This is a genomic window from Pseudomonas sp. NPDC089996 (genome assembly GCF_044748405.1).
Lineage (GTDB): Bacteria > Pseudomonadota > Gammaproteobacteria > Pseudomonadales > Pseudomonadaceae > Aquipseudomonas.
In genome coordinates, this window is the sequence record NZ_JBIVGA010000005.1 from 197,552 (window position 1) to 222,578 (window position 25,027).

The window sequence follows — 25,027 nt, forward strand, 5'->3', positions numbered from 1 at the left end:
AGGCCGGTGCAGGCAATCAGTGATTCGGGCCTGCGCTTTCGCCCGCCATCTGCCCAAAGCGCCCAGCGTGGAAGTCATCGAACGACTCGGCAATCTCCGCCTGGCTGTTCATCACGAACGGGCCATAGCCAACGATCGGCTCATCGATCGGTTGACCGCTGAGCAGCAACAGGCTGGCGCCTTCAACCGCCTCGATCACCACATCTTCTCCACCGCGCTCCAGCAGCACCAGGCTGGCCGGGCCCGCCTCACGCTCACCGTTGACCCGCACGCTACCGCGCAACACCACCAATGCCGCGTTGTGGCCATCGGCGATCGGCAACTGCAGGTTGGCCCCGGCATTGAGGCGCATGTCCCACACGTCCATCGCAGTAAAGGTTCGCGCCGGGCCCGGCTGGCCCTCATAGGCCCCCGCGATGACCCGCAGGCTGCCGGCGTCGCCTTGCAGTTGCACCACGGGAATGTCCGCCGACAGCAGCGTCTGGTACCCCGCCGCCGCACGCTTGTCACGCGCCGGCAGGTTGACCCACAGTTGCACCATTTCCAGCGCTCCACCCGTACGGGCGAACGCTGGTGAGTGGAACTCTTCATGAATGATGCCGTTGGCGGCTGTCATCCACTGCACGTCACCCGGGCCGATCAGGCCGCCGGCGCCGGTCGAGTCACGATGTTCCAGTTCGCCCTGATAGACGATGGTGACGGTTTCGAACCCGCGGTGCGGGTGCTGGCCGACACCGCGTCGGTCGCTGGTCGGGCTGAAGTCATGGGGGCCGGCATAGTCCAGCAGCAGAAACGGGCTGATCTTGCTGGCCAGGTTGTCGTAGGTGAACAGGCTGCGCACCGGGAAGCCATCACCCACCCAATGGGCGTGGGGGCTGCGGTGGATACCCAGGATCTTTTTCATGAGAAGGCTCCTCTCTTGGCTGGGTTAACCTTACCAGCGAGCCCAATCAGGCGGTAGGCAGCCAATTTGGCATGGATCGTCCCACTACTGGAACGATCGTTTAACCCTGCAGGAAATCGACCACCTGCTGAGCGGCCATGGCCGGGTCTTCCTGCATGAAGCAATGCCCGCCGGGCACCTGCCGGGCGCTCACCTGAGGGTTGAGGCTGGCCAGACGCAGCACCGAGTGCGGCACAAAGGGATAGGTGTGTTCGCCATGAAGTACCTGCGTGGGTACCTGGATGCAAGCCAGCTGCGCCCACATGCGTGACGGGAACGAGCTGAAAATCTCCACTTCGCGGCTGGGCCGGCACTTGAGCACCACGCCTTCGCCACAGTCACCGATCGCGTGCTCGACATAGGCCAGCAACGCCGCGTCGCTCCAGCCCTTGAAGATGCCACGCCCGTACAGCGATGCCCGCGCCGACTCACGGTCCGGCCAATGGCTGCGCCGGCTGGCAGCCTTGCGCGCCAAGCCATGCCGGCGGTGCAGGCCGACCAGTGCAGCGGCGCCCATCATGCTGATCATGCGCCGGCTGAACAGCACCGGGTCAAGCAACACGGCACGGGCAAACAAGCCTGGCTGGCTGGCCAGCATCAACCCGGTCAGCACGCCACCAAAGCTGTGCCCCACTGCGAAGCGGGGAACCTCGCCATAGTCCCCGCGGCCGGCCTCGAAGGCCTCCACCGCCAGCGCAGCGGTGCGGTTCCAACCGCGAAAATCACCGCCGTGATCACTGTCGCCATGGCCCTGGACATCGCTGAGCCACACATCGAAATGTTCACTGAGGCTCAGCAGCATGGGCTGGTAGGCCAGGCAGCAAAAGCCGTTGCCGTGCAGGAAGTGCAGCAGCGGCTTGCCGCTGGCTGGCGAGCGCCAACCACGCAAGGTGAAGCCTTCGGACGTCTCAAAGGACCAGGGAATCAACTGCATTGGCTTGCCGCACTCACGGGTTCATGAAAACGCCGATTCTACAAACAGCAGTGGGTAGAGTGAAATCACCAGCAACAGGGCCATCAGGACATTGAACAGCATCAGCCAGCGCGGGTTCTGCAGCAGGTTGCGCAGGGCGCTGCCAAACATCACCCAGACACCGACGCTGGGCAGGTTGACCAGTGCGAACAGCGCGGCGATCACCACCACATTCATCACATAGCCTTGGGCCGGCGTGTAGGTCGTGATCGCCCCTACCGCCATCACCCAGGCCTTGGGATTGACCCACTGGAATGCCGCGGCTCCCCAGAACCCCAATGGCTTGCGCGCGCCCGGCGAGTCGCCGCCGACCGGGCCTGATGTGGCGATCTTCCAGGCCAGGTACAGCAGGTAGGCCGCGCCGGTGTAGCGCAGCACGGTGTACAGCACCGGCCAGGCCTTGAATACCTCGCCCAGGCCCAGGCCCACCGCCAACACCATGACCATGAAACCGACACTGATCCCGATGGCGTGCGGGATCGAACGGCGCACACCGAAGTTCACCCCCGAAGCCAGCAGCATGGTGTTGTTGGGCCCCGGTGTGATCGAGGAAACGAAGGCGAACAGCACGAAGGCAGTAAGCAGGTCGGCAGAGGCAAGCATGGCAGGCATTCCAGAAGTGTTGCAGGTGCTGTCACACTAACGGAGTCGCCCTGCCCTGCGACCGATACAGTTGCGTTAAATTATTCAGATACACATCACTGTATTGTTCACACGAGACCACGGAAGCCCTGCATGAGCCTGACCATCCGCCCTGCCGTGCGCAGCGATGCCGCACAGATTCTCGCCTATATCACCGAGCTGGCCGAGTACGAGCGCGCCCGTCACGAAGTGGTCGCCACCCTCGCCGATATCGAGCACAGCCTGTTCGATGAAGGCAGCACCGTACACAGCCTGATCTGCGAGCGCGAAGGCCAGCCCATCGGCTTTGCCGTGTATTTCTACAACTATTCGACCTGGCAGGGCCGCAACGGTATCTATCTGGAGGACCTCTACATCACCCCTGAACAGCGTGGCGGCGGTGCGGGCCGGGATGTTCTTCGCTTCATCGCACGCGAAGCCGTGGCAAAAGGTTGCGGGCGGTTCGAGTGGAGCGTGCTGGACTGGAACGCGCCTGCGGTCGGCTTCTACCGGTCGCTGGGGGCCGAGCCACAGGGTGAGTGGGTGCGCTACCGGCTCGATGGGGACAAGCTACTGGCGTTTGCCAAAGGCTGACTCTCACATTGCACTGGCACTGGACCGCACCCGGTGCATGACCATACCCACCAGCAGCACATTGATCAGCGCCAGCAGGCACAGGGACAGCAGCACCCCCATCGCGCCAAAATGCTCGAACAGAAAGCCACCCACCACGGGTGTGAGCGCCTGCCCGATCAGCGAAGGCCGTGACATGCGCCCCATCAGCAGCACATATTGTGCTGGCGGCATCATCGCCAGCGGCAACAGCCCGCGCACGATCGCCCGCAGGCCGTTGCCGCAACCGAATACCAGCAAGCCCAGCGCCGTGGCCGCTGGCACCCACGTCACCATCAGCAACCCGACCAGCACCAGGCTGACCCACGCCAGCGCGGTCCAGATCGGATGGCGCTTGCCCGCCAGGATCTGCAGCACCCGCGATGCCACCTGGCTGGGGCCAAGCATCGCCGCCAGGCCGATGGCCGCCGGCAACGAATGCCCCAACCCTTGCAGCACGGCCACAAGCTGTACGGCGATGGCGGTCATGATGATCGCGCCAATGGCGAACATGCTGGTCAGCAGCAGATACAGCGGGCGGTCCACGCCGACCCCGTCGCCTTGTGCCTGCGCCTTGGCCGGCACGTCGACCCGACCGCCCGCCGGCAGCACCCGCCAGTACAATGGCGCGACCACCACGATCAGCACCAGGGCATAGCACACGCACGTCGCCCGCCAGCCAAAGTGTTCGATGGCCAGTGCCACGGTCGGCCAGGACAGGGTCGAGGCGAAGCCCGCGATCAGGGTGATGCCAGTGATGGCCTTGCCCGCGCCTTCGCCATACAACCCGCCCAGGGTGGCGAATAGCGCTTCGTACAAGCCCATGGCCATGCCAATGCCGATCACCGCCCAGGCCAGCAGGAACAGCCCGAGGTTGTGGCTGGCGGCCATGATCAGCAGCCCCACCGCCACCACTGCGCCGCTGGCGGCCATTTGCGGGCGGCCGCCGTAGCGGGCGACCAGCCGGCTGGACAATGGCGCCAACAGCGCCGAGACCATCAGGCTCAATGACAGCGCGCCATAGACCCATTGGCTGGGCCAGCCGGTGTCACGGCTGATGGGGTCGGCCATCACTGCCATGAGGAAGAACGAGCCGCCCCAGACCAGGATTTGCAGCACGCCGAGGAGGACAATGCCGAGGGCGCCGGGCAGGCGATGGTAGGTGTGCAAGGTGGGGCCTATTTCAGTCGCTGAGCGGGGGTGTCTGCACTGGCCTCTTCGCGGGCATGCCCGCTCCCACAGGGGATCGCGTATACCTGTGGGAGCGGGCGTGCCCGCGAAGAGGCCGGTACTGCCTTTAGAGAGCTTACCTGCTGACCCCGTCACATGCCTGCCATCGATATTGGATGCGGACATATCATTGCGCGTGATAATAACCTTCGCTCCATTCGATTCGTGCGCCACGCGCAAGGCACTCACACTCCGCCCACTACTAATACATTGGCGGAGTTCTCCATGGACCACTCACTCAAACCCTTGCGCTTTCCCCTCGCTGCCCTGGCAGTGGTGGTGCTCAGCGCTTGTGGCCGCACCCCAGACGCCGTGCAGGCTCCCGCCGCGCCCAAGGTCAGCGTCGCCAAGGTCATCGAGCAGCCGATCAACGAATGGGACGAGTTCACCGGCCGCCTGGAGGCGCCTGAAACCGTCGAGGTACGCCCACGGGTCTCGGGCCAGATCGACCTGGTCGGCTTCACCGAAGGTGCCCAGGTGAAGAAAGGCGACCTGCTGTTCCAGATCGACCCGCGCCCGTTCCAGGCTGAAGTCCGCCGCCTCGAAGCCCAGCTGCAGCAGGCCAAGGCCACCGCCATCCGCAGTGCCAACGAAGCCCGCCGTGGCGAGCGTCTGCGCGACAGCAACGCCATCTCCGCCGAGCTGGCCGAATCGCGCAGCAGCGCTGCCGCCGAAGCCCGCGCCGGGGTCGATGCGATCCAGGCCCAGCTCGACCTGGCCCGCCTGAACCTCAGCTTCACCCGGGTCACCGCGCCCATCAGCGGCCGGGTCAGCCGTGCCGAGTTCACCGCCGGCAACATCGTCACCGCCGATGTCACGCCGCTGACCAGCGTGGTGTCCACCGACAAGGTGTACGCCTACTTCGACGCCGACGAGCGCGTGTACCTCAAGTACACCCAGCTGGCGCGTGAAGGCCAGCGCGGCCAGAGCACACCGGTGTACCTGGGCCTGACCAGCGAAACCGGCAACCCTCACCTGGGCCAGATGAACTTCGTCGACAACCAGGTCAACCCGCGCACCGGCACCATCCGGGGTCGCGCCGTGTTCGACAACCGCGACGGCCAGTTCACCCCTGGCCTGTATGCCCGCCTGAAGCTGGTCGGCAGCGCCCAGTACGACGCCGTGCTGATCAACGACGAAGCGGTCGGTACCGACCTTGGCAAGAAGTTCGTGCTGGTCATGGACAAGGACAACAAGGCCGCCTACCGCGCCGTGGAGCTTGGGCCCAAGCTTGAAGGCCTGCGGATCGTGCGCAGCGGCCTGGCCAAGGACGACCGCATCGTGGTCAAGGGCCTGCAGCGCGTGCGCCCTGGCTCGCCGGTGACCCCGGAAGAAACACCGATGGCCAGTGAACAGACCCTCGCCGTCCTCGCCCAGCAGCGCCAGGCTCTCGAGGCCAGCAACCCGGCGCCGAAGGTGGCGGGTGCCAACGTCAAAGTCGCCAGCGCCCAAGCGCCGCGCGGTTAAGGGACAACACCGATGAACTTCTCGAAATTTTTCATTACCCGGCCAATCTTCGCCGCGGTGCTGTCGCTGGTGCTGCTGATCGCGGGTTCCATCTCGCTGTTCCAGCTGCCGATCAGCGAATACCCCGAGGTGGTGCCGCCAACCGTGGTGGTGCGCGCCAACTTCCCCGGTGCCAACCCCAAGGTGATCGGTGAGACCGTCGCCGCGCCGCTGGAGCAGGCCATCACCGGTGTCGAGAACATGCTGTACATGTCCTCGCAGTCCACCGCCGACGGCAAGCTGACCCTGACCATCACCTTCGCCCTGGGCACCGACCTGGACAACGCCCAGGTGCAGGTGCAGAACCGCGTCACCCGCACCCAGCCCAAGCTGCCGGAAGAAGTGACCCGGATCGGCATCACCGTCGACAAGGCGTCGCCCGACCTGACCATGGTCGTGCACCTGACCTCGCCGGACAACCGCTACGACATGCTCTACCTGTCCAACTACGCCATCCTCAACATCAAGGACGAACTGGCGCGCCTGGGCGGCGTCGGTGACGTGCAGCTGTTCGGCATGGGTGACTACTCGCTGCGGGTGTGGCTCGACCCGAACAAGACCGCTTCGCGCAACCTGACCGCCAGCGACGTGGTGGCCGCCATCCGCGAGCAGAACCGCCAGGTTGCCGCTGGCCAGCTGGGCGCCCCGCCCGCCCCCGGCTCGACCAGCTTCCAGCTGTCGATCAACACCCAAGGCCGCCTGGTCAACGAGGAAGAGTTCGAGAACATCATCATCCGCGCGGGGGCCGATGGTGAAATCACACGCCTGAAGGACATCGCCCGGGTCGAGCTCGGTTCCAGCCAGTATGCCCTGCGCTCGCTGCTGAACAACCAGCCGGCGGTGGCCATCCCGATCTTCCAGCGCCCAGGCTCCAACGCCATCGAGATCTCCGACGAAGTGCGGGCGAAGATGGCCGAGCTGAAGAAAGACTTCCCCGAAGGCATGGACTACAGCATCGTCTATGACCCGACCGTGTTCGTCCGCGGCTCCATCGAAGCGGTGGTGCACACCCTGTTCGAAGCGCTGATCCTGGTCGTGCTGGTGGTGATACTGTTCCTGCAGACCTGGCGCGCCTCGATCATCCCGCTGCTGGCCGTACCCGTCTCGCTGATCGGTACCTTCGCGGTGATGCACCTGTTCGGCTTCTCGCTCAACGCCTTGTCGCTATTCGGCCTGGTATTGGCCATCGGCATCGTGGTGGACGACGCCATCGTCGTGGTGGAGAACGTCGAGCGCAACATCGGGCTGGGGCTCAAACCGCTGGAAGCCACACAGAAAGCCATGGGCGAAGTGACCGGGCCGATCATCGCCACGGCACTGGTACTGTGCGCGGTGTTCGTACCTGCCGCGTTCATTTCCGGCCTCACCGGGCAGTTCTACAAGCAGTTCGCGCTGACCATCGCCATCTCCACCGTGATTTCGGCGTTCAATTCGCTGACCTTGTCGCCGGCCCTGGCTGCCGTGCTGCTCAAGGACCATCACGCGCCTAAAGACCGTTTCTCGCGACTCCTCGAACGTCTGCTGGGCAGCTGGCTGTTCGCTCCGTTCAACCGCTTCTTCGACCGTGCCAGCCACAGTTACGTCGGCGGCGTACGCCGGGTCATCCGCTCCAGCGGCATCGCCCTGTTCGTCTATGCCGGGCTGATGGGCCTGACCTACCTGGGCTTTTCGTCCACGCCGACCGGCTTCGTACCGGCACAGGACAAGCAGTACCTGGTGGCCTTCGCCCAACTGCCAGACGCCGCCAGCCTCGACCGCACCGAGGCGGTGATCAAGCGCATGAGTGAAATCGCTCTGGAGCAGCCGGGCGTGGCCGATTCGGTGGCCTTCCCCGGCCTGTCGATCAACGGTTTCACCAACAGCCCGAACAGCGGCATCGTGTTCACCCCGCTCAAGCCGTTCGACGAGCGCAAGGACCCGAGCCAGTCGGCCGCCGCGATTGCCGCCGCACTGAACGCCAAGTTCGCCGACATTCAGGACGCCTACATCGCGATCTTCCCGCCACCGCCTGTACAAGGCCTGGGCACCATCGGCGGCTTCCGCCTGCAGATCGAGGACCGCGGCAACCTGGGCTATGAAGCGCTGTACAAGGAAACCCAGAACATCATCGCCAAGAGCCACAACGTGCCAGAGCTGGCGGGCCTGTTCACCAGCTACACGGTCAACGTGCCTCAGGTCGATGCTGCCATCGACCGCGAGAAAGCCAAGACCCACGGTGTGGCGATCACCGACATCTTCGACACCCTGCAGGTCTACCTGGGCTCGCTGTACACCAACGATTTCAACCGCTTTGGCCGTACTTACCAGGTCAACGTCCAGGCCGAGCAGCAGTTCCGTCTAGACGCCGAACAGATCGGCCAGCTGAAGGTGCGCAACAACCTGGGCGAGATGATCCCGCTGGCGACCTTCCTCAAGGTCACCGACACCGCAGGCCCCGACCGCGTCATGCACTACAACGGCTTCATCACCGCCGAGATCAACGGCGCTGCAGCCCCCGGCTACAGCTCCGGCCAGGCCGAGGCAGCGATCGAGAAACTGCTCAAGGAAGAACTGCCCAACGGCATGACCTTCGAGTGGACCGACCTGACCTACCAGCAGATCCTCTCGGGCAACACCGCGCTGTTCGTGTTCCCGCTGTGCGTGCTGCTGGCCTTCCTGGTGCTGGCCGCCCAGTACGAGAGCTGGAGCCTGCCGCTGGCGGTGATACTGATCGTGCCGATGACCCTGCTGTCGGCCATCACCGGCGTGATCGTGTCGGGGGGTGACAACAACATCTTCACCCAGATCGGCCTGATCGTCCTGGTGGGCCTGGCGTGCAAGAACGCGATCCTGATCGTCGAGTTCGCCAAAGACGAACAGGCCAAGGGCCTCGACCCGCTGGCAGCGGTGCTGGAAGCCTGCCGCCTGCGTCTGCGGCCGATCCTGATGACTTCGATCGCCTTCATCATGGGCGTGGTACCGCTGGTGTTCAGCTCCGGTGCCGGCTCGGAGATGCGCCATGCCATGGGTGTGGCGGTGTTCTCGGGGATGATCGGGGTGACCGTGTTCGGCCTGTTCCTGACCCCGGTGTTCTTCTTCCTGATCCGCCGATTCGTCGAGCGTCGCCAGGCCCGCAAGGCCAAGCACGCGCCCGTGCTGGAGAACCACGCATGAACCTGCTCAAACCCCTGACCCCGAGCCTGCTGGCGCTGGCCCTGGCGGCCTGCGCGGTCGGCCCTGACTACAAGGCCCCGGACACCGAACCGGCGCAGTTCGACAACACCGATGTGCAGGCCAAGGCCTTCGACCGCAGCCGCTTCGAAAGCGTGTGGTGGAAGCAGTTCGACGACCCGGTGCTGAACCAGCTGGTGCAGGCATCGCTGGACGGCAACCGCGACCTGCGCGTGGCCTTCGCCCGGCTCAAGTCGGCGCGGGCGATCCGCGATGACGCCGCCAACGACCAGTTGCCGGTGGTTACCAGCCGCGCCAGCAGCGAGATCGGCAAAGGCCAGGTTCCCGGCCAGACCGATCAGCGGGTCAACAGTGAACGCTACGACCTGGGCCTGGACATGGCCTGGGAGCTTGACCTGTTCGGCCGCATCCAGCGCCAGATCGAAGCGAGCGAGGCTCAGGAAGCGGCGGCCCAGGCCGACCTGCAACAGTTGCAGGTCAGCCTGATTGCCGAACTGGTCGACGCCTACGGCCAGCTGCGTGGCGCGCAATTGCGCGAGAAGATCGCCCTGGCCAACCTCGATACCCAGCAGGAATCGCGCAACATCACCGTGACGTTGCGCGACGCCGGGGTCGGCAACGAACTTGACGTGGTGCGTGCCGATGCCCGCCTGGCAGGTGTCGAAGCCACCGTGCCGCAACTGCAGGCCGAACAGGCCAGGGCGCGGCATCGCATCGCCACCCTGCTCGGCCAGCGCCCGGACGCGCTGAGTGTCGACCTGTCGCCCAAGGCCTTGCCGGCCATCGCCAAGGCCTTGCCGGTGGGCGACCCGGGCGAGTTGCTGCGCCGCCGCCCGGATATCCGTAGTGCCGAGCGCCAGCTGGCGGCGGCCACCGCCAATGTCGGGGTGGCCACCGCCGACCTGTTCCCGCGGGTGAGCCTAAGCGGCTTCCTCGGCTTTACCGCCGCCCGCGGCTCGCAGATCGGCTCCTCCGCCGCCAATGCCTGGGCGCTGGGGCCTAGCATCACCTGGGCCGCCTTCGACCTGGGCAGCGTGCGGGCCCGCCTGCGCGGTGCCAAAGCTGACGCCGAAGGCGCTCTGGCCAACTATGAACAGCAGGTGCTGCTGGCCCTGGAAGAGTCGGCCAACGCCTTCAGCGACTACGACAAGACCCAGCAGCGCTTGTTGTCACTGATGCGCCAGAGCGACGCCAGCCGCAAAGCGGCTGACCTGGCCTCGGTGCGCTACCGCGAGGGCACGGTGGATTACCTGGTGCTGCTTGATGCCGAACGCGAACGCCTGAGCGCCGAAGACGCCCAGGCCCAGGGCGAGGTCGAGCTGTATCGCGGCATCGTCTCGATCTACAAGGCCCTTGGCGGCGGCTGGCAGCCGGAGACCGTCGCCAGCACACGCTGACACGCCTCGATTCAACGACTCCTTTGGTTGGTTCCTCCCCAACCGTTTGCCCCGCAGGCCCTGGTCTGCGGGGCTTTTTTATCGCCTCGTGCCCCCCTGCGGGTTGCAGCTCAGGGCAATCTGCCCCAAGCTCTGCCCTTCCCACCGCCATGGATCGCAGCGCCCGATGCCCAGCCGCCACAGCTACCTGATCGCCGTACTGCTGCTGATTCTGGTGTCGATAGCCATCGTCTTCCTGCGCCGCGACGACAAGCCCGCCGCCCCGGTGCTGCCGCCACACAGCTACGGCAAGGCGTTGCGTCAGGCACATGACGGCCTGCCAGGTGCCGCCAGGGTGCTGTACCAGCAGCTGCAGCGCGATGACCTGACGCCAATCCGCCGCGCCGCACTGTATGCCGAGTTGCCCAACTACCCCTCGCCACAAGCGCTGAAGCTGGCCCGCCTGGACCTGGAAAACGACGATCCGCTGGTGCGCCGTGCAGCCATTGCCAGCATCCGCAAGCTGTTGCCGCCGTCCCAGCGCAGCCTGGTGCTGGGGCCGCTGCTGGACGATGACGAGCAGAGCGTTCGCTTTGCGGCAGTCGATGCCTTGCTTGGCCTCGACCCTGATGCCATCGGCCTGTATTTCGGCCCGTTGCAGACGGCGCTGGAGCAGTACCAGCAGGCGCTGGAAAAACAACCCGATGACGCCGAGGCCCAGGTGCACCTGGCGCGCCTGTACCTGCACGAAAATGATTACGGCGAGGCGGCCGAAGCCCTGCAGCGCAGCCTTGCCATCGCCCCGGATGGCACCGACGCCCTGGCCACCCAGGTACGCTTGCTGGAACGCCAGGGTCACCATGACCAATCCCGTCAAGTGCTGGCCAAGGCCCTGGCGTTGCGCCCGGATTCGGCGTTTCTGCAATACGAGCTGGGGCTGTGGCTGATCCGCCATGAACAGCGTGAATACGCCTTGCTCGCCTTGTCGCGCGCAGTGGAGCTGGAGCCGGAAAATGCCGATTACCGCTACACCCTGGCGGTGACCCTGCACGAGCTGGATCAGTCCGATGCCGCGCAGAAGCAACTGGAAACCCTGCTCAGCCGCCAGCCCGCAAATCGCCGGGCGCGGGTGCTGCTGATCCAGTACTGGAAGGAAACCGGCCAGTTGCAGAACGTTCAGGTGCTGCTGGCCGAACTGGAACGGCAGAACCCGGACGATCCCTTCCTGCAACAGGGGCTGTAGATTGCGTTGAACCGGGGTCGAGTGCCCGTGGTCCAGTGGGTATCGGACAGTTGACGGCAGCAAGGGCACAGATTGTGCCTTGCCGGCCGTTTCAGGAGAATCGCATTGGCCAGTTCGGCGACGATGGACGAACGTGCTCTGATCATGGCCCCGGATCAGCTAGCCAGCAATACCTCGAAATTGTTGGCGGCGGCCGGTGTGGATTGTTTGTGCGCGCATGATATTGGCAGGCTGCAGGACTGCCTGGTGGAAGGCGCAGGCCTGGCGATCATCGCCGAACAGGCCCTTACCGTAGACGCTGCCAAGCTGCTGCGCGGCTTTATCGATCAACAGCCAGCCTGGTCGGACCTGCCCATCGTGTTGCTGACGCAAACGCCTGCGACCACTGTCTCGGCGGACAACCTGGCGCTGGGCAACCTGACCCTGCTGGCCGCCCCCTTCGACGATGACCACTTGCTGCACCTGACTCGGTCAGCGTTACGCAACCGGCGCCGCCAGTACCTGTCTCGCGACCACATGCTCGATCTGCAACAGCGCCTGGATGCACGCAACGAGGAACAGACGTCCACAGGCCAGACCCTGCAGCAGCGCCGCAAGATGGATGCAATCGGCCAGCTGGCCGGCGGTGTGGCGCATGACTTCAATAACCTGCTGACCAGCATCGGGGGCTGCTTCGAGTTGATCGACCGGCGCCTGAAACACGGTCGCAGCGAGGGCCTCGAGGCGATCTTGCAGAGGGGCCAGGAAGCCGTTACCCGTGCGGCGAGGCTGACTCATCGCCTGCTGGCATTTGCCTCCCGGCAATCGCTGCACAATCAGCGCATCGACCTGCTGGCACTGTTGGAGCCACAGCGCCTCGAGGCGATTCTCGACAACGGGGTATGCCTGCAATTGCACTTTCCCGCAGACCTCTGGCCAGTGCGGGTGGACGATGAACAATTGCTTGTAACGCTTGAAAACCTGTTGATCAATGCCTGTGAAGCCATGCCCAATGGGGGCGTCTTGCGCATCGAAGCGAGCAATCGCAACATCGACGCTTCGCAGTTCGCCGTCGAGGGGTTGGGCGCGGGTGATTATGCCTGCCTGAGCATCATCGACGAGGGCCAAGGCATGTCAGAAAGCACCCTTGAACACGCCTTTGAGCCCTTCTTCAGTACCAAGCCGGTCGGCCAGGGCATTGGTCTTGGCCTGTCGATGGTTTACGGCTTCAGCAAGCAGTCCCTTGGCCATGTGGCGCTGTTCAGCCAGATCGGCCATGGCACGCAGGTCGACCTGTACCTGCCACGCCACCTTGATCCGCCACAGCTCCAGGTTCCTGAGGCGCGTACATCACCTCCCGGCAAAGGCCGTAACGTGCTGGTTGTGGAGGATGACCCGCATGTCCGCGACCTGCTTTGCCAGTCGTTGCAAGACGAGGGTTACCCGTGCCGCAGCGCCAGCAATGCCAGCGAGGCCTTGCAGTTGCTGCATTCAGCGCAAGCGATCGACTTGCTGCTCAGTGATGTCGGCCTGCCCGGCATGAACGGCCGCCAACTGGCCGAGATTGCCCGCACGCTGCGCCCTCAACTCCCGGTGCTGTTCATCACCGGCTACGCAGAAACTGCGATGACCCGCGAGGGGTTTCTGGCGCCGGGCATGCAACTGATCTGCAAACCCTTCGAACTCAAGCAACTGCAGGCCCGGGTTGCCGACATGCTCGGCAAGAACTGACCGGCTCATTCGTCCAGCATCAGCAACGCCTGGTCCAGCAGTCTGGCCAACGCGAACGGCTTGAGCATCAGCGCAGTGCCAGGCGTTTCCAGCAGTTGCGGGGCCAGCGGCTGGTCGTTGAACCCGGTGATGAACAGGATCTTCTGCTGTGGTTCGACCATGCGCATCGCCCTGGCGATCTGTCGCCCACTGAAGCCACCTGGCAAGCCGATATCGGTGATCACCAGGTCGAAGGGGCCGTGGTGTCGGAAGCGATCGAGCGCCGAGTTCGCGTCCGTTACATCGCAGACATCCAGGCCGTGCTCCTGCAGGTACTCTTTCATGACCGATCGCAGGTTGAGTTCGTCATCCACCAGCAGCACGCGTTGCCCGCTGCCACGGGTTACCGCAGGCACCAGCTGCGGCGGCTCCTGGGCTATGCGTTCGAGGCATCGCGGAAACAGCATGCACACCCTGGTACCCTCACCCGGTGCCGACTCGAGCCACACACGGCCACCCGACTGGCCGACGAAACCATAGACCATCGCCAGCCCCAAACCGGCACCATGGCCCATAGGCTTGCTGGTGAAAAACGGTTCGAATGCCCGCACCAGATCCACCTCGGGCATACCGTGGCCGTCATCCGAGAGGTACACCGCGACATAGTCACCCGCGGGCACACCTTTCTCATCCGGAAATGGCGCCGTCAGGCGTTCATTGATGGTGCGCACGGTCACCTGGCCACGCCCGAGGCAGGCTTCACGTGCGTTGGCGAACAGGTTCACCAGCGCATTCTCCAGCTGCGCAACATCCAGGAATACGGTCCAGGGATTTATGTCCAGCTCCCAGCTCAGTTGCATTTCGGCCCCGAGCACCTGACGCAACAACGGCTCCATGGCTGTCAGCTGCCGATTGATGTCGAGTGCCTTGGGTGACAGCGGCTGGTGACGGGAGAACGCCAGCAGATGATGGGTGAGCAACATGGCACGTTGCACCGAATCGCTGGCCAGCGCCACATAACGGTCGATGTTTTCCAGGCGCCCCTGGTCCATGCGCCGCTGCAACAGCTCCAGGCTACCGCCGATGCCCGACAGCAGATTGTTCATTTCATGTGCCATGCCACCAGCCAGATGGCCGACGGCATCCAGCCGCTGAGCTGCCCGCAGAAAGGCCTCGGACTGACGCACGGCATCTTCACGATCCTGAGAAATGTCTTGCCCCACCGCCGTCAGCAGCGTGCCGTCGAAACTCGCCGTCCAGCGGAACTGGCGGTAGTACCCATCCTTGTGGCGCAAGCGCGTCTCGAACTGCTCAGCGCCGTCGCCGCGCAGAAATCCCGCTACCGCGACCTCCACCTCAGCCCTGTCGGCAGGATGGACCAGTTCAAGAACTGGCTTGTCGCGAACCTGGTCTTCAGTCCAGCCCAGCACGCGCTGCCAGGTCGGGTTGGCCGCCTGCAGCAGCAGGTCGCGGGTAACAACGATCATGGCATCGCGGGAGAGCTGCCAGATATGATCACGGTCAGCCAGGATGCGCTCGATCTGGCGCTCGAAGGCCAACGCCTGTTCACGCCATTGGTCATACGCAGCGACGCTGGCGCTGGTTTCGATCACCGTGTGCAGAAACCCCACCACTTCATGCTGCTCATCGCGTAACGGTGTGTAGCTGAACGCGTAGCAGGCTTGGCTGCCTGTTCGCTTGCAGCGGAGCCGCAGCGGCTGGTCTTCGACAAAGTTCGAGGCACCTTCGAGTGCCTTGAACACCCAGGGCCCAACGTTGCTCCAGGCTTGTGCCCAGATTTTGTCGAACCCTTGCCCCAACGCATGGCCGTCACATTCGAGCAATGCCGAGTAAGGGTCGTTGTGAATCACGCTCATCTGCGCACCCCAGACCACCGCGCAGGGAAACGGCGACAGCAACATCATGTCAACGGCTATGCGCAAAGGCGCTTGCCAATGTGGCAGCGGCCCGAGCGAACTGTAGCGCCAGTCGAACTGCACCACCTGCTCAGCCATACCCTCTGCCGCAGGCTGCCGTTGGGCAACTTCCCTGCCTTGCGCCGAATGTTTGCGTGGCTTGTCGTTTATGAACACTGTCGTGATTCCACCATTGCTCATGGGTAAATAATCCGTTGACGCATCATCTGCTCGAAGATTTGCCACGGCAATAGCTGAACTGTTAACAGCCTCTCGTTGAGGCAGCAGACAGGCGTTACCTAATAGCATAGAGCCATTACCTAGAGAGTGCCTTGCGAAACCGCAGCTATGCTCAATAGGTTTTCCCCAGCCACGGAACGCATTGCCCTTCAACGACAGTCCAGGGAGCTTGGTGATGAGCAACAAGATTCTGGTAGTAGTGACCAACACGGCCAAATACCCGACCTTGCAGCGGGCCACTGGCTTGTGGCTGGGAGAAGTGGTGCATTTTGTCGACGCTTTACAGAAAGCGGGGTATGAGGTCGATTACGTGAGCCCCAATGGCGGTTATGTGCCAATCGATCCACATAGCCTGCAAATGGCGCCAGACCTGGACTGGCAATGGTATGCCGACAAAGCGTTCATGAATCGCCTGGGCGCATCGTCAAGCCCCGGCAAGGTCAGGGCGGGTGATTACTGCGCCATCTACTACACCGGTGGGCACGGGGTGATGTACGACTTCCCGGACAACCAGCCGTTGCAGGAGCTGGCACGCAGGATCTACGAAGGCAACGGTATCGTTGCCGCCGTCTGTCACGGCGTGGTCGGCCTGTTGAACATCAAGCTCAGCGACAACAGCCTGTTGCTCAAGGACCGGCAGGTAACCGGCTTTTCCAACACCGAAGAAAAACTGGCAGAACTGGACAAGGTAGTGCCCTTTCTCACCGAAAACGAACTGGGTGCGCGGGGTGGCAACTACAGCAAGCACGATGACCCGTGGAAACCGTGTGTTATCCGTGATGGTCGGCTGATTACCGGGCAGAACCCGAACTCGACAGGCCCGCTGGCCGAAAAAGTCATTGCTGCGCTGAAGGCGTAAAAAGTCCTACTCCTCATCAGCGCAGTTCGCAAAACAAGCATGGCCTTGGATTACAGCAGGCGCAGTGATTGACTCATAGGCTCTCCACTGGGCTGTCCATCTCGGGCAGCCCGGAATGCGGGGGCTGAACACATATGTCAAGATTCAAAACTGCGGGGCAGAGCCTGGTGGAACTGTTGCTGACATTGGCAATCAGTTTGCTACCCGTCGGCACCGGATTGATGATCATGTTCTATCAACAGGACAAGAAGCATGAAGAAACTGCGCAAGTTTCTGTCAGGGAAGCGATCTATTCCGTAGACCTGGCACTGGACCGAATACACGCTTCGGCGTCTGCTGCAATGGAACTGGCAGGGACCCGTTGCGAAAGTGCTCAGCCGCAATTGCTCGATCAGGTCACCAAAGCACCCTACCTGCGCTCTCTGGCACTGACCCTTGACCGCCGAACTTATTGCAACACCCTGGAAACACCGCACCCAGTGGATCACGTATTCCCGGATGCAAAATCGCAATTTCGTCTGATGCTGGACCCACCTGCTACACCCAATTCGGTTCTACTTGCCTATCAGCTCAGCAAGGATGATGCGGGGGTCATTGCCACGTCCTATGGCCTGTTGCTGCGCAATGAGTTGCGGGCGTTTCAGACAGGGCTGACCTTATTGCTCGAGTTTGGCGATGTGTATATCTGGGCAGACGGAGACAGTCGCGATCCGGCGCCGCCATCACAAGTCGAATTTTTCAAAGAGGCTGTTTCGAACAAGTACGGTTATACCGTCAAGGCGGGCTACGAAAAGGGCTATTCGGCACGTGAAACGCGCCAGACGATGAAACAGCTTTTCCCGTCCCTGGTACTGGTCGGGATCATCACTGGCGCGATCACTTACTGGGGCCTGTTCAGGCAACGGAAACAGCGCGATCGCGGCGCCGCCAGCAAACGCTGACGGTGCCGCATTCACTTAATCTGCGTTGAGCACGCCGCGGCGCACCTGATCACGCTCGATGGACTCGAACAGCGCCTTGAAGTTGCCCTCACCGAAACCGTCATCCCCTTTACGCTGGATGAACTCGAAGAAAACCGGGCCGAGCAGTGTTGCCGAGAAAATCTGCAACAGCAGGCGCTTGTCGCCCGCCTCGGAAGCGCCGTCCAGCAGGATGCCGCGCGCTTGCAGCTGGTCGACCGGCTCGCCGTGCCCAGGCAGGCGCTCTTCGAGCATTTCGTAATAGGTTTGCGGTGGCGCGGTCATGAAGCGCATGCCAAAGCCCTTGAGTGCGTCCCAGGTCTTGAGCAGGTCATCGGTGAGGAAGGCCACATGCTGGATGCCTTCGCCATTGAACTGCATCAGGAACTCTTCGATCTGCCCGGCGCCCTTGGACGACTCTTCATTGAGCGGGATGCGGATCATGCCGTCAGGCGCGGTCATGGCCTTGGAAGTGAGGCCGGTGTACTCGCCCTTGATGTCGAAGTAGCGAATTTCGCGGAAGTTGAACAGCTTCTCGTAGAAACCGGCCCAGTAGGCCATGCGCCCGCGATAGACGTTGTGGGTCAGGTGATCGATGATCTTCAGGCCAGCCCCTTGCGGGTTGCGGTCGACGCCCTCGATGAAATTGAAGTCGATGTCGTAGATCGAGCTGCCCTCTTCGAATCGGTCGATCAGGTAGAGCGGTGCGCCGCCGATGCCTTTGATGGCCGGCAGGCGCAGTTCCATCGGCCCGGTTTCGATCTCGACCGGCTGAGCCCCCAGTTCCAGCGCCCGGGCATAGGCTTCGTGGGCATTGCGCACGCGGAACGCCATGCCGCATACCGACGGGCCATGCTCGGCCGCGAAGTAGGAGGCGATGCTCTTGGGTTCGTTATTGAGGATCAGGTTGATGCCGCCCTGGCGATACAGGTGCACGTCCTTGGAACGGTGGGTGGCCACCTTGGTGAAACCGAGTATCTGGAAGACCGGCTCCAGTACGCCCGGCGTCGGCGAAGCCAGTTCGATGAATTCGAAGCCCATCAGGCCCATTGGATTGTCAAAGATGTCAGCCATGTTCGTACCCTCATCTGCAGCGAAAATTAATGAATGCGTAGGATGTGGAACGGCAATGGAGGTGAGCACGGGATACCGCGCACGCTGCGGGCGAGGAAGCCACCTATGATCAGCTTGAACCCATGGTATGTCATATGGACCCATCTCGGCGGGGGATGGTCCTTCACAAGCGAAGGACCTTATTGTTGTATTCGTAACCGGATTCTACATTGCGTAAATTGCTTTGTCGCGCATTAGTTCGCCCCCGGCTCCGACAAACGGCTATCCTCAGCACGTCAGCCATCAGGAAGATCATCCCAGCATGCCCCTTACGGTCAAACGCCCAGCTCGCTGGAGCTGGCGCACGCTCCTGCCCTGGATCGTCGGCGTGGTGCCGCTTGCCTGTGGCCTGGCGCTGATGAACTGGCAGATCGAGCGCGAATTGCGCACCACCAGCCAGGCGACAACGCGTCAGGTGGTCGAGCATATCGATCACATTCTAGACAACCTCGCCAGCGCCGCGCAGGCGCTGCTGCCGCTGGCAGGAAGCCCTTGCGCGGACGCGCAGCTGGCCTTGCGCAGCCAGGTCACACGCAATGCCTTCGTCCGTTCGACCAACCTGTTTCAGCAACACAACCTGTATTGCAGTTCGCTGTTCGGCGACTTCGACGAGCCGGTCGATGCCCATGACTACACCGATGGCCGGCTGTGGCTGATGAATGGCAACTCGGTGACGCCTGGTCATGCCTTGCTGGTTTACCGTGCAAGCGATGGCGATCGCGGTGCAATCACTACCGTGGATGGCGATCACCTGCTCAGCGCCTTGCGCCTGATAGGCCCAGAGTCGACGTTGCAGATCCGCGTCGGCGATGCCTGGATGGGCAAGGACGGCGTGGTGCATGACGGCGTTCCACCGGCCGCCGCCACTGCCGATGTGACCTTGGGTTCGACCCACTACCCGTTCAGCGTGCACGGGGGCTACGCGGCCGGCAAGCAGGGTGAACTGCTGCGCAGCCATTACCCTGCCCTGCTCAGCCTGCTGTTGGTGCTGGGCGTGGTGGCCGGCTGCGCGTGCCGCTGGCAGATTCGCCGGGCCAGTTCACCACGGGCCGAGCTGCACCGGGCCCTGGAGGCGGACGAGTTTCTGCCGTACTTCCAGCCTGTGGTGCGCAAGGGTGACTACCGCTGGGCCGGCGCTGAAGTGCTGATGCGCTGGAACCACCCCCATGAAGGCCTGGTACGCCCCGACCTGTTCATCCCCTACGCCGAGCACAGCGGCCAGATCGTCGCCATGACCCGGGCCCTGATGCTGCACACTGCACAGGGCCTGGCGCCCTATGCCGCGCTGCTGGATGACGGCTTCCACATTGGCATCAACATTACCGCCGACCACTGCCGCGACCTCAGCCTGCTCGACGACTGCCGCACCTTCCTCCAGCATTTCCCCCCTGGGCGGGTTCGGCTGACCCTGGAGCTGACCGAGCGCAAGCTGATCGAAGCCACACCGGTGGCCCTCGAACTGTTCGCCAAGCTGCACGACATGGGCGTGATGATCGCCCTGGATGACTTCGGCACCGGCCAGTCGAGCCTCAACTACCTGCGCCAGTTCAAGGTCGACTACCTGAAGATCGACCAGAGCTTCGTGGCCATGATCGGAGGCGATGCCTTGTCGCAGCACATTCTCGACAGCATCATCGAGCTGTCTGCGAAGCTGGGACTGGGCATTGTTGCCGAAGGGGTGGAAACCGAAGTCCAGCGTGACTACCTGGCACGCAATGGCGTGGACTTCCAGCAGGGCTATCTGTTTGCCCGGCCAATGCCGGTGGCCGACTTTCTCCAGGCGCTCGCTGCCCACCCGGCTGTCGCGCGGTTGCCGCAGGGCGCGCCCCCTGAGATCATGGGCGGCTGATCCACCCGTTCACTCCCCTATCCGAGGCATTCGTGTCAAAAGGCATTATCTGTTCGGTCATGGCGTCCTGCCTGTTCGCCGTGATGTACTTCTATACCTCTCTGCTCTCGCCACTCGACGGCGAAGAGATCTTTGGCTGGCGCACGTTGCTGACGCTGCCCTGCCTCACCCTGTTCATGCTGGTCAGCAAAGACTGGAAGCGCGTCGGCGAACTGCTGGCACGGGTGCGTCAGACGCCGATCCTGCTGCTGGGCATGGTCGGTACTTCGTGGTTGATGGGCGTGCAGCTATGGCTGTTCCTCTGGGCGCCGCTGCACGGGCGCAGCCTGGAAGTGTCGATGGGCTACTTCCTGCTGCCGCTGGCGATGGTACTCACCGGGCGTCTGGTCTACGGCGAGCGTCTGTCACGCCTGCAGAAAGTGGCGGTGAGCTGCGCCGCACTGGGTGTAGGGCACGAGTTGTACCAACATGGCAGCTTTGCCTGGGAAACCCTGCTGGTGATGATTGGCTACCCGATCTACTTCGTGCTGCGCCGACGCTGCCGCACCGACCACCTCGGTGGCCTGTGGTGCGACATGTGCCTGCTGCTGCCCTGGGCCGTCTATTTCGTTACCCAGGGGCCGTTGTCGACGGCCGACGTGCAGCAGCACCCCGGCCTCTACGGGTTGATCCCGATGCTGGGGGCGATCAGCGCGTGTGCCCTGATCGCCTATGTGCTGGCCAGCCGCCTGTTGCCGTTCAGCCTGTTCGGCCTGCTCAGCTACGTCGAGCCGGTCTTGCTGGTGGGCGTCGCCCTGCTGCTGGGCGAAACCATCGGCCCGGATCAGTGGCTGACCTACCTGCCCATCTGGGCCGCAGTGCTGGTGCTGGTGCTCGAAGGCTTCAAGCACCTGCTGCGTCAGCGTCGGCCGTCGGTGTAAGGCGCACCTGGCGTACCCGGCGCTCCTCCACCGCCACCACGGTCATGCTCCAGCCATTCCAGGCCAACCGGTCACCTACCACCGGCAGGCGGTCCAGCAAGCTCATCACCAGGCCCGCCAGGGTCTGGTAGTCCTCGGTGGCGCGGGCGCTGAAGCCCGTACGCGCCTGGACCTGGCTCAGGTTCAAGGCACCACTGACGACAAAGCTGCCACTCTCCTCTACGATCGCCGGCCCCTCCACCTCGCTGGCATCCGGCAACTCGCCGGCGATCGACTCGAGGATGTCGGTCATGGTCAGCAGGCCGGTGAAGTCACCGAACTCGTTGATCACGAAAGCAATGTGCGTCGACTGGCTGCGCATCTGCTCCAGGGCGTTGAGGATGCTGAAGCTCTCCAGCAGGTTCAACGGCGCCCGGGCCATGCGCTCAAGGTCCGGCTGGCTGCCGGTCAGCAGCTCCTTGAGCAGCTCCTTCTTGTGCACGAAGCCCAGGGGCTCTTCGATATGGCCTTCGCGAATCAACGGCAGGCGCGAATACGGCGAGTTGGCCAGCGCCTCGGTGATGGCGTGCGCCGGTTGCGCCAAGTCGATCACGTCGACCTCGGCCCGTGCAGTCATCACCGTGCGGATCGGCCGCTCGGCCAGGTTCAGCACGCCACTGATCATCACCCGCTCACGGCGGTCGAACAGCACCTGCTCCTCGCCACCTTCGACCAGGTCGGCAATCTCTTCGCCCACCTCGTCAGCCTCGACCCGGCGGCCACCGAGCAGGCGCAGCACGGCATGTGCCGTACGTTCACGCAGTGGCCGGTGCTGCTGCAGGCTGCGCTTGCGACGGGCCCGGGCCAGCTGGTTGAACAGCTCGATAAGGATCGAGAAACCGATGGCCGCGTACAGGTAGCCTTTCGGGATATGGAACCCCAGGCCTTCGGCGGTCAGGCTGAAACCGATCATCATCAGGAAGCCCAGGCACAGCATGATCACTGTCGGGTGGGCATTGACAAAGCGGGTCAGCGGCTTGCTGGCGACGATCATGATGCCGATCGAGAAGATCACCGCGATCATCATCACCGACAATTCCTCGACCATGCCCACGGCCGTGATTACCGCGTCCAGCGAGAACACGGCGTCGAGCACGACGATCTGCGCGACGATCGGCCAGAACGCGGCGTGACGCACCACACCGCTGGCCTGGGTGACGTGGCCCTCCAGGCGTTCGTGCAGTTCCATGGTGGCCTTGAACAGCAGGAACACACCACCGAACAGCATGATCAGGTCACGGCCCGAGAAGCTCTTGCCGAACACTTCGAACAGCGGCGCGGTGAGGGTGACCATCCACGAGATACTGGCCAGCAGGCCCAGGCGCATGATCAGCGCCAGGCTCAGGCCAATGACCCGCGCACGGTCGCGCTGATGCGGCGGCAACTTGTCGGCGAGGATGGCGATGAACACCAGGTTGTCGATACCCAGCACCAGCTCGAGGACGATAAGCGTCAGCAGGCCCAGCCAGGCCGTGGGGTCGGCTAGCCATTCCATTAGCGGGTACTCACGAAGGAAGCGTCACGGGGACGAGGGGAGGATGGCCAGGAAGGCCGGGAACTGGGGGGCTCCGCGAAGGTGCTCATAGGGACCTTGAACAAAAATAGGGAAAGAGATCCTACAAGCACAGCAGGTTTTTCCGATAGCGCGAAACTATTACAAAACCTGTAACAGCGTTGCAGGGGACTTTTCTTCAATACCAGGGTCACTCGAAACCGCAGTATGGCGGCGTCATCCAACACACGGAGTTATGGTAGATGAGCCTGTCCCTTTCCATGGCCGCTTTCGCCCTTGCCGCATCGATATCGCCCGGGCCGGTCAATGTCGTCGCCCTCGCCAGCGGTGCCCGTCACGGCCTGCGGGCGAGTTTGTGGCATGTGACGGGCGCGACACTGGGTTTTTGCCTGCTGCTGATGCTGGTGGGCCTGGGGTTGCACGAACTGCTGTCGCGCTGGCCGCCGCTGGGTCTGGCACTGCACTGGGCAGGCGTGGCGTTTTTGCTCTACATGGCGTGGAAGCTGGCAAGCGATGACGGCAGGCTGGGCGGATCAGATCAGCAGCGCGCACCTTCGGTCTGGCATGGCGCAGCCATGCAATGGCTGAACCCCAAGGCCTGGCTGGCTGCGGTGGCGGGCGTGGGTGCCTATACCGGTGGGGAACAGCATCTGCTGTGGTTGTTCACCTGGATCTATGGGCCGATCTGCTTTGTTTCGGTGGCCTGCTGGGCCTGGGCCGGCAGTGTGATTCGCCGGTACCTGCACGAGGCGCGCTACCTGCGGCTGCTCAATCGAGGCCTCGCGGTGCTGCTGGCAGGTAGCGCGGCCTATCTGATGGTTTGAGTGTGCCTGTATCACGATAATGCCCAGGCGTTGCCGCAAGACGTTGCTTGAACGCCCGCTGCAGGTGCGCCTGGTCGGCAAACCCGGCCTCCAGTGCCACGTCGGCGATTGCCCTGCCCTTGCGCAATTGCGCCCGTGCTTGCTGCACACGCTGATCCAGCAGGTAACTGTGCGGGGTCATGCCGAACCTCTGGCGGAAGGCGCGGATCAGATACGAGCGGGACAAGCCACAGGCCACGCAGATGTCCTCGAGGCTCAACGGGTCTGCGCGATGAGCACGGATGAATGCCGCAGCCGCGTCGAGTTGCGGATGTTGCAAGTGGGTTTCACCGGTTGCTGACTGCAGGTAGCGCGGAAGGTCGCTGAAAAATTGCGCCAGGCGATTTTCCCGATCGCCCAATTCATTGTCGAACAGCTCGGCAAACAGCTGCAGCAAGCGGCCATACAAGTCAGGCGACGTGCTGAACGTCTGCACAGGCAGCACGAGCCCCTGGGCCTGCAGCCATGGCATGTCGACGTACAGCATCAGGTACGACCAAGGCTGCCCGGCAATCGGATTGCAGCTGTGCACCACCCCCGGCTTCATCAGCACCGAGCTGCCGGCACTGACCTCGACCTGGCTGGCGCCGCTCTGGTAGGTATTGCGACCACCGGTAATCACCCCGATGGAAAAGCTCTCATGGGAATGAGCGGCGTAGCAGACTTTGCGCCCATCCCCTACGCACCGGGCTTCGACGAAGGGCAAGGCTGGATCCCGCCAGAACCGCGACACTTCGATCATCGCCCTGCCCTCACGCGTTGCCGTGCTGCACCACCACCAGCAACTGCGCCGCCTGCTCGCCGACCGAACGCAGGCGGTGCGGTGTCTGGGCGTTGAAGTGCAGCGCATCGCCCTGCTCCAGCAACACCCGCTCATTCATGAAGTCGACCTCCACCTGGCCGGCGTGGACGAACAGAAACTCCTCACCCTCGTGCTCCTTGAAGGTCGGGTCGCTGAATTCGGTCGGCGGCTGGATCAGGAACGGCAACAGGCTGCGCTGCCCGACCTGGCTTGTCAATGCCGCATAACCCGGCCCGTGGCCATCGCCCACCAGCGCCTGGCGCTCGCCCTGGCGTACCAGGCTGTAGCGGCTCTGCCCGGCCTGCTCCTCAGCGAACAGCTCCTCGACATTGACGTTCAGAGCACGCGCCAGCTTGAGCGCGGCTGCAATCGACGGCGTGTTCAAGCCACGCTCCACCTTGGACAGGTAGCTCTTGGTCATGCCGGATTTGTCGGCTAACCCTTCAAGCGTGACGCCAAGTTTTTTTCTCAACATTTTCAATCGGTTAGACATGCGACGCGATTTTCCCGAGTCCACAGACTTGCTTATGACACTTTGTGTCATATAGGATTATTTGTGTCACCAACACTGACACTGCTCATCACGCCAC

20 protein-coding genes are annotated in these 25,027 nt (G+C 63.2%); 11 read left to right on the top strand and 9 right to left on the bottom strand.

The window, feature by feature from the left end:
- Window positions 1-16 precede the first annotated feature (16 nt).
- From ACIPW4_RS10975 to ACIPW4_RS10985, 3 genes are all read right to left on the bottom strand, one after another.
- On the bottom strand, window positions 17-904 hold the full coding sequence (locus tag ACIPW4_RS10975) for a pirin family protein (protein ID WP_400657585.1): 888 nt from the start codon (window positions 902-904) through the stop codon (window positions 17-19).
- A gap of 100 nt (window positions 905-1,004) precedes the next feature.
- A complete protein-coding gene (locus tag ACIPW4_RS10980; protein WP_400657588.1) occupies window positions 1,005-1,877 on the bottom strand; it encodes an alpha/beta fold hydrolase in 873 nt (290 codons plus the stop codon).
- A gap of 21 nt (window positions 1,878-1,898) precedes the next feature.
- A complete protein-coding gene (locus ACIPW4_RS10985; protein WP_400657591.1) occupies window positions 1,899-2,528 on the bottom strand; it encodes a LysE family translocator in 630 nt (209 codons plus the stop codon).
- A 123-nt stretch (window positions 2,529-2,651) separates the two neighbouring features.
- Here ACIPW4_RS10985 and ACIPW4_RS10990 point away from each other — a divergent pair, with 123 nt between their 5' ends.
- Complete coding sequence (locus tag ACIPW4_RS10990) at window positions 2,652-3,131, top strand: GNAT family N-acetyltransferase (RefSeq protein WP_400657593.1); 480 nt, start codon at window positions 2,652-2,654, stop codon at window positions 3,129-3,131.
- A 3-nt stretch (window positions 3,132-3,134) separates the two neighbouring features.
- Here ACIPW4_RS10990 and ACIPW4_RS10995 read toward each other — a convergent pair whose 3' ends face one another.
- Window positions 3,135-4,268 (bottom strand): MFS transporter, encoded by a 1,134-nt coding sequence (locus ACIPW4_RS10995; protein ID WP_400657965.1) that lies wholly within the window; start codon window positions 4,266-4,268, stop codon window positions 3,135-3,137.
- A 336-nt stretch (window positions 4,269-4,604) separates the two neighbouring features.
- Here ACIPW4_RS10995 and mexE point away from each other — a divergent pair, with 336 nt between their 5' ends.
- From mexE to ACIPW4_RS11020, 5 genes are all read left to right on the top strand, one after another.
- Window positions 4,605-5,846 carry a multidrug efflux RND transporter periplasmic adaptor subunit MexE gene (gene mexE, locus ACIPW4_RS11000; protein WP_400657594.1) on the top strand — a complete coding sequence of 414 codons (1,242 nt, stop codon included), beginning with the start codon at window positions 4,605-4,607 and terminating at the stop codon, window positions 5,844-5,846.
- A gap of 12 nt (window positions 5,847-5,858) precedes the next feature.
- On the top strand, window positions 5,859-9,038 hold the full coding sequence (locus ACIPW4_RS11005; RefSeq protein WP_400657596.1) for an efflux RND transporter permease subunit: 3,180 nt from the start codon (window positions 5,859-5,861) through the stop codon (window positions 9,036-9,038).
- Window positions 9,035-10,453: an efflux transporter outer membrane subunit gene (locus ACIPW4_RS11010; RefSeq protein WP_400657598.1), complete on the top strand. Its 1,419-nt coding sequence runs from the start codon at window positions 9,035-9,037 to the stop codon at window positions 10,451-10,453. Before ACIPW4_RS11005 ends, ACIPW4_RS11010 begins: the two co-directional genes overlap by 4 nt.
- A 166-nt stretch (window positions 10,454-10,619) precedes the next feature.
- On the top strand, window positions 10,620-11,675 hold the full coding sequence (locus ACIPW4_RS11015) for a tetratricopeptide repeat protein (protein WP_400657600.1): 1,056 nt from the start codon (window positions 10,620-10,622) through the stop codon (window positions 11,673-11,675).
- A gap of 105 nt (window positions 11,676-11,780) precedes the next feature.
- Window positions 11,781-13,385: a response regulator gene (locus tag ACIPW4_RS11020; protein WP_400657602.1), complete on the top strand. Its 1,605-nt coding sequence runs from the start codon at window positions 11,781-11,783 to the stop codon at window positions 13,383-13,385.
- 5 nt (window positions 13,386-13,390) lie between these two features.
- Here the strand turns inward: ACIPW4_RS11020 and ACIPW4_RS11025 are convergent, their stop codons facing one another.
- The gene (locus ACIPW4_RS11025; RefSeq protein ID WP_400657604.1) at window positions 13,391-15,379 is read right to left on the bottom strand and encodes a response regulator; all 1,989 of its coding nucleotides are present in this window, start codon (window positions 15,377-15,379) and stop codon (window positions 13,391-13,393) included.
- Between the two features lie 316 nt (window positions 15,380-15,695).
- On the opposite strand from ACIPW4_RS11025, the gene ACIPW4_RS11030 reads away from it, so the two are divergent.
- Together ACIPW4_RS11030 and ACIPW4_RS11035 are read left to right on the top strand one after the other, a co-directional pair.
- A complete protein-coding gene (locus tag ACIPW4_RS11030; RefSeq protein WP_400657605.1) occupies window positions 15,696-16,379 on the top strand; it encodes a type 1 glutamine amidotransferase domain-containing protein in 684 nt (227 codons plus the stop codon).
- A 167-nt stretch (window positions 16,380-16,546) separates the two neighbouring features.
- Window positions 16,547-17,320 carry a CSS-motif domain-containing protein gene (locus ACIPW4_RS11035; protein ID WP_400657608.1) on the top strand — a complete coding sequence of 258 codons (774 nt, stop codon included), beginning with the start codon at window positions 16,547-16,549 and terminating at the stop codon, window positions 17,318-17,320.
- Between the two features lie 15 nt (window positions 17,321-17,335).
- Here ACIPW4_RS11035 and hppD read toward each other — a convergent pair whose 3' ends face one another.
- The gene (hppD, locus tag ACIPW4_RS11040; RefSeq protein WP_400657610.1) at window positions 17,336-18,412 is read right to left on the bottom strand and encodes a 4-hydroxyphenylpyruvate dioxygenase; all 1,077 of its coding nucleotides are present in this window, start codon (window positions 18,410-18,412) and stop codon (window positions 17,336-17,338) included.
- Window positions 18,413-18,713: 301 nt separating this feature from the next.
- Here hppD and ACIPW4_RS11045 point away from each other — a divergent pair, with 301 nt between their 5' ends.
- Together ACIPW4_RS11045 and rarD are read left to right on the top strand one after the other, a co-directional pair.
- Complete coding sequence (locus tag ACIPW4_RS11045) at window positions 18,714-20,300, top strand: EAL domain-containing protein (protein ID WP_400657613.1); 1,587 nt, start codon at window positions 18,714-18,716, stop codon at window positions 20,298-20,300.
- Between the two features lie 32 nt (window positions 20,301-20,332).
- Complete coding sequence (rarD, locus tag ACIPW4_RS11050) at window positions 20,333-21,220, top strand: EamA family transporter RarD (RefSeq protein WP_400657614.1); 888 nt, start codon at window positions 20,333-20,335, stop codon at window positions 21,218-21,220.
- On the opposite strand, the gene ACIPW4_RS11055 is transcribed toward rarD, so the two are convergent.
- Window positions 21,183-22,754: a TerC family protein gene (locus ACIPW4_RS11055; RefSeq protein WP_400657616.1), complete on the bottom strand. Its 1,572-nt coding sequence runs from the start codon at window positions 22,752-22,754 to the stop codon at window positions 21,183-21,185. The genes rarD and ACIPW4_RS11055 overlap by 38 nt on opposite strands.
- Window positions 22,755-23,014: 260 nt before the next feature.
- Here ACIPW4_RS11055 and ACIPW4_RS11060 point away from each other — a divergent pair, with 260 nt between their 5' ends.
- A complete protein-coding gene (locus ACIPW4_RS11060; RefSeq protein ID WP_400657618.1) occupies window positions 23,015-23,596 on the top strand; it encodes a LysE family translocator in 582 nt (193 codons plus the stop codon).
- Here the strand turns inward: ACIPW4_RS11060 and ACIPW4_RS11065 are convergent.
- Both ACIPW4_RS11065 and ACIPW4_RS11070 read right to left on the bottom strand, forming a co-directional pair.
- On the bottom strand, window positions 23,541-24,377 hold the full coding sequence (locus ACIPW4_RS11065) for a helix-turn-helix domain-containing protein (protein WP_400657620.1): 837 nt from the start codon (window positions 24,375-24,377) through the stop codon (window positions 23,541-23,543). The two genes, ACIPW4_RS11060 and ACIPW4_RS11065, sit on opposite strands and share 56 nt — an antisense overlap.
- A gap of 10 nt (window positions 24,378-24,387) precedes the next feature.
- Complete coding sequence (locus tag ACIPW4_RS11070) at window positions 24,388-24,930, bottom strand: helix-turn-helix domain-containing protein (RefSeq protein WP_400657622.1); 543 nt, start codon at window positions 24,928-24,930, stop codon at window positions 24,388-24,390.
- Window positions 24,931-25,027 lie beyond the last annotated feature (97 nt).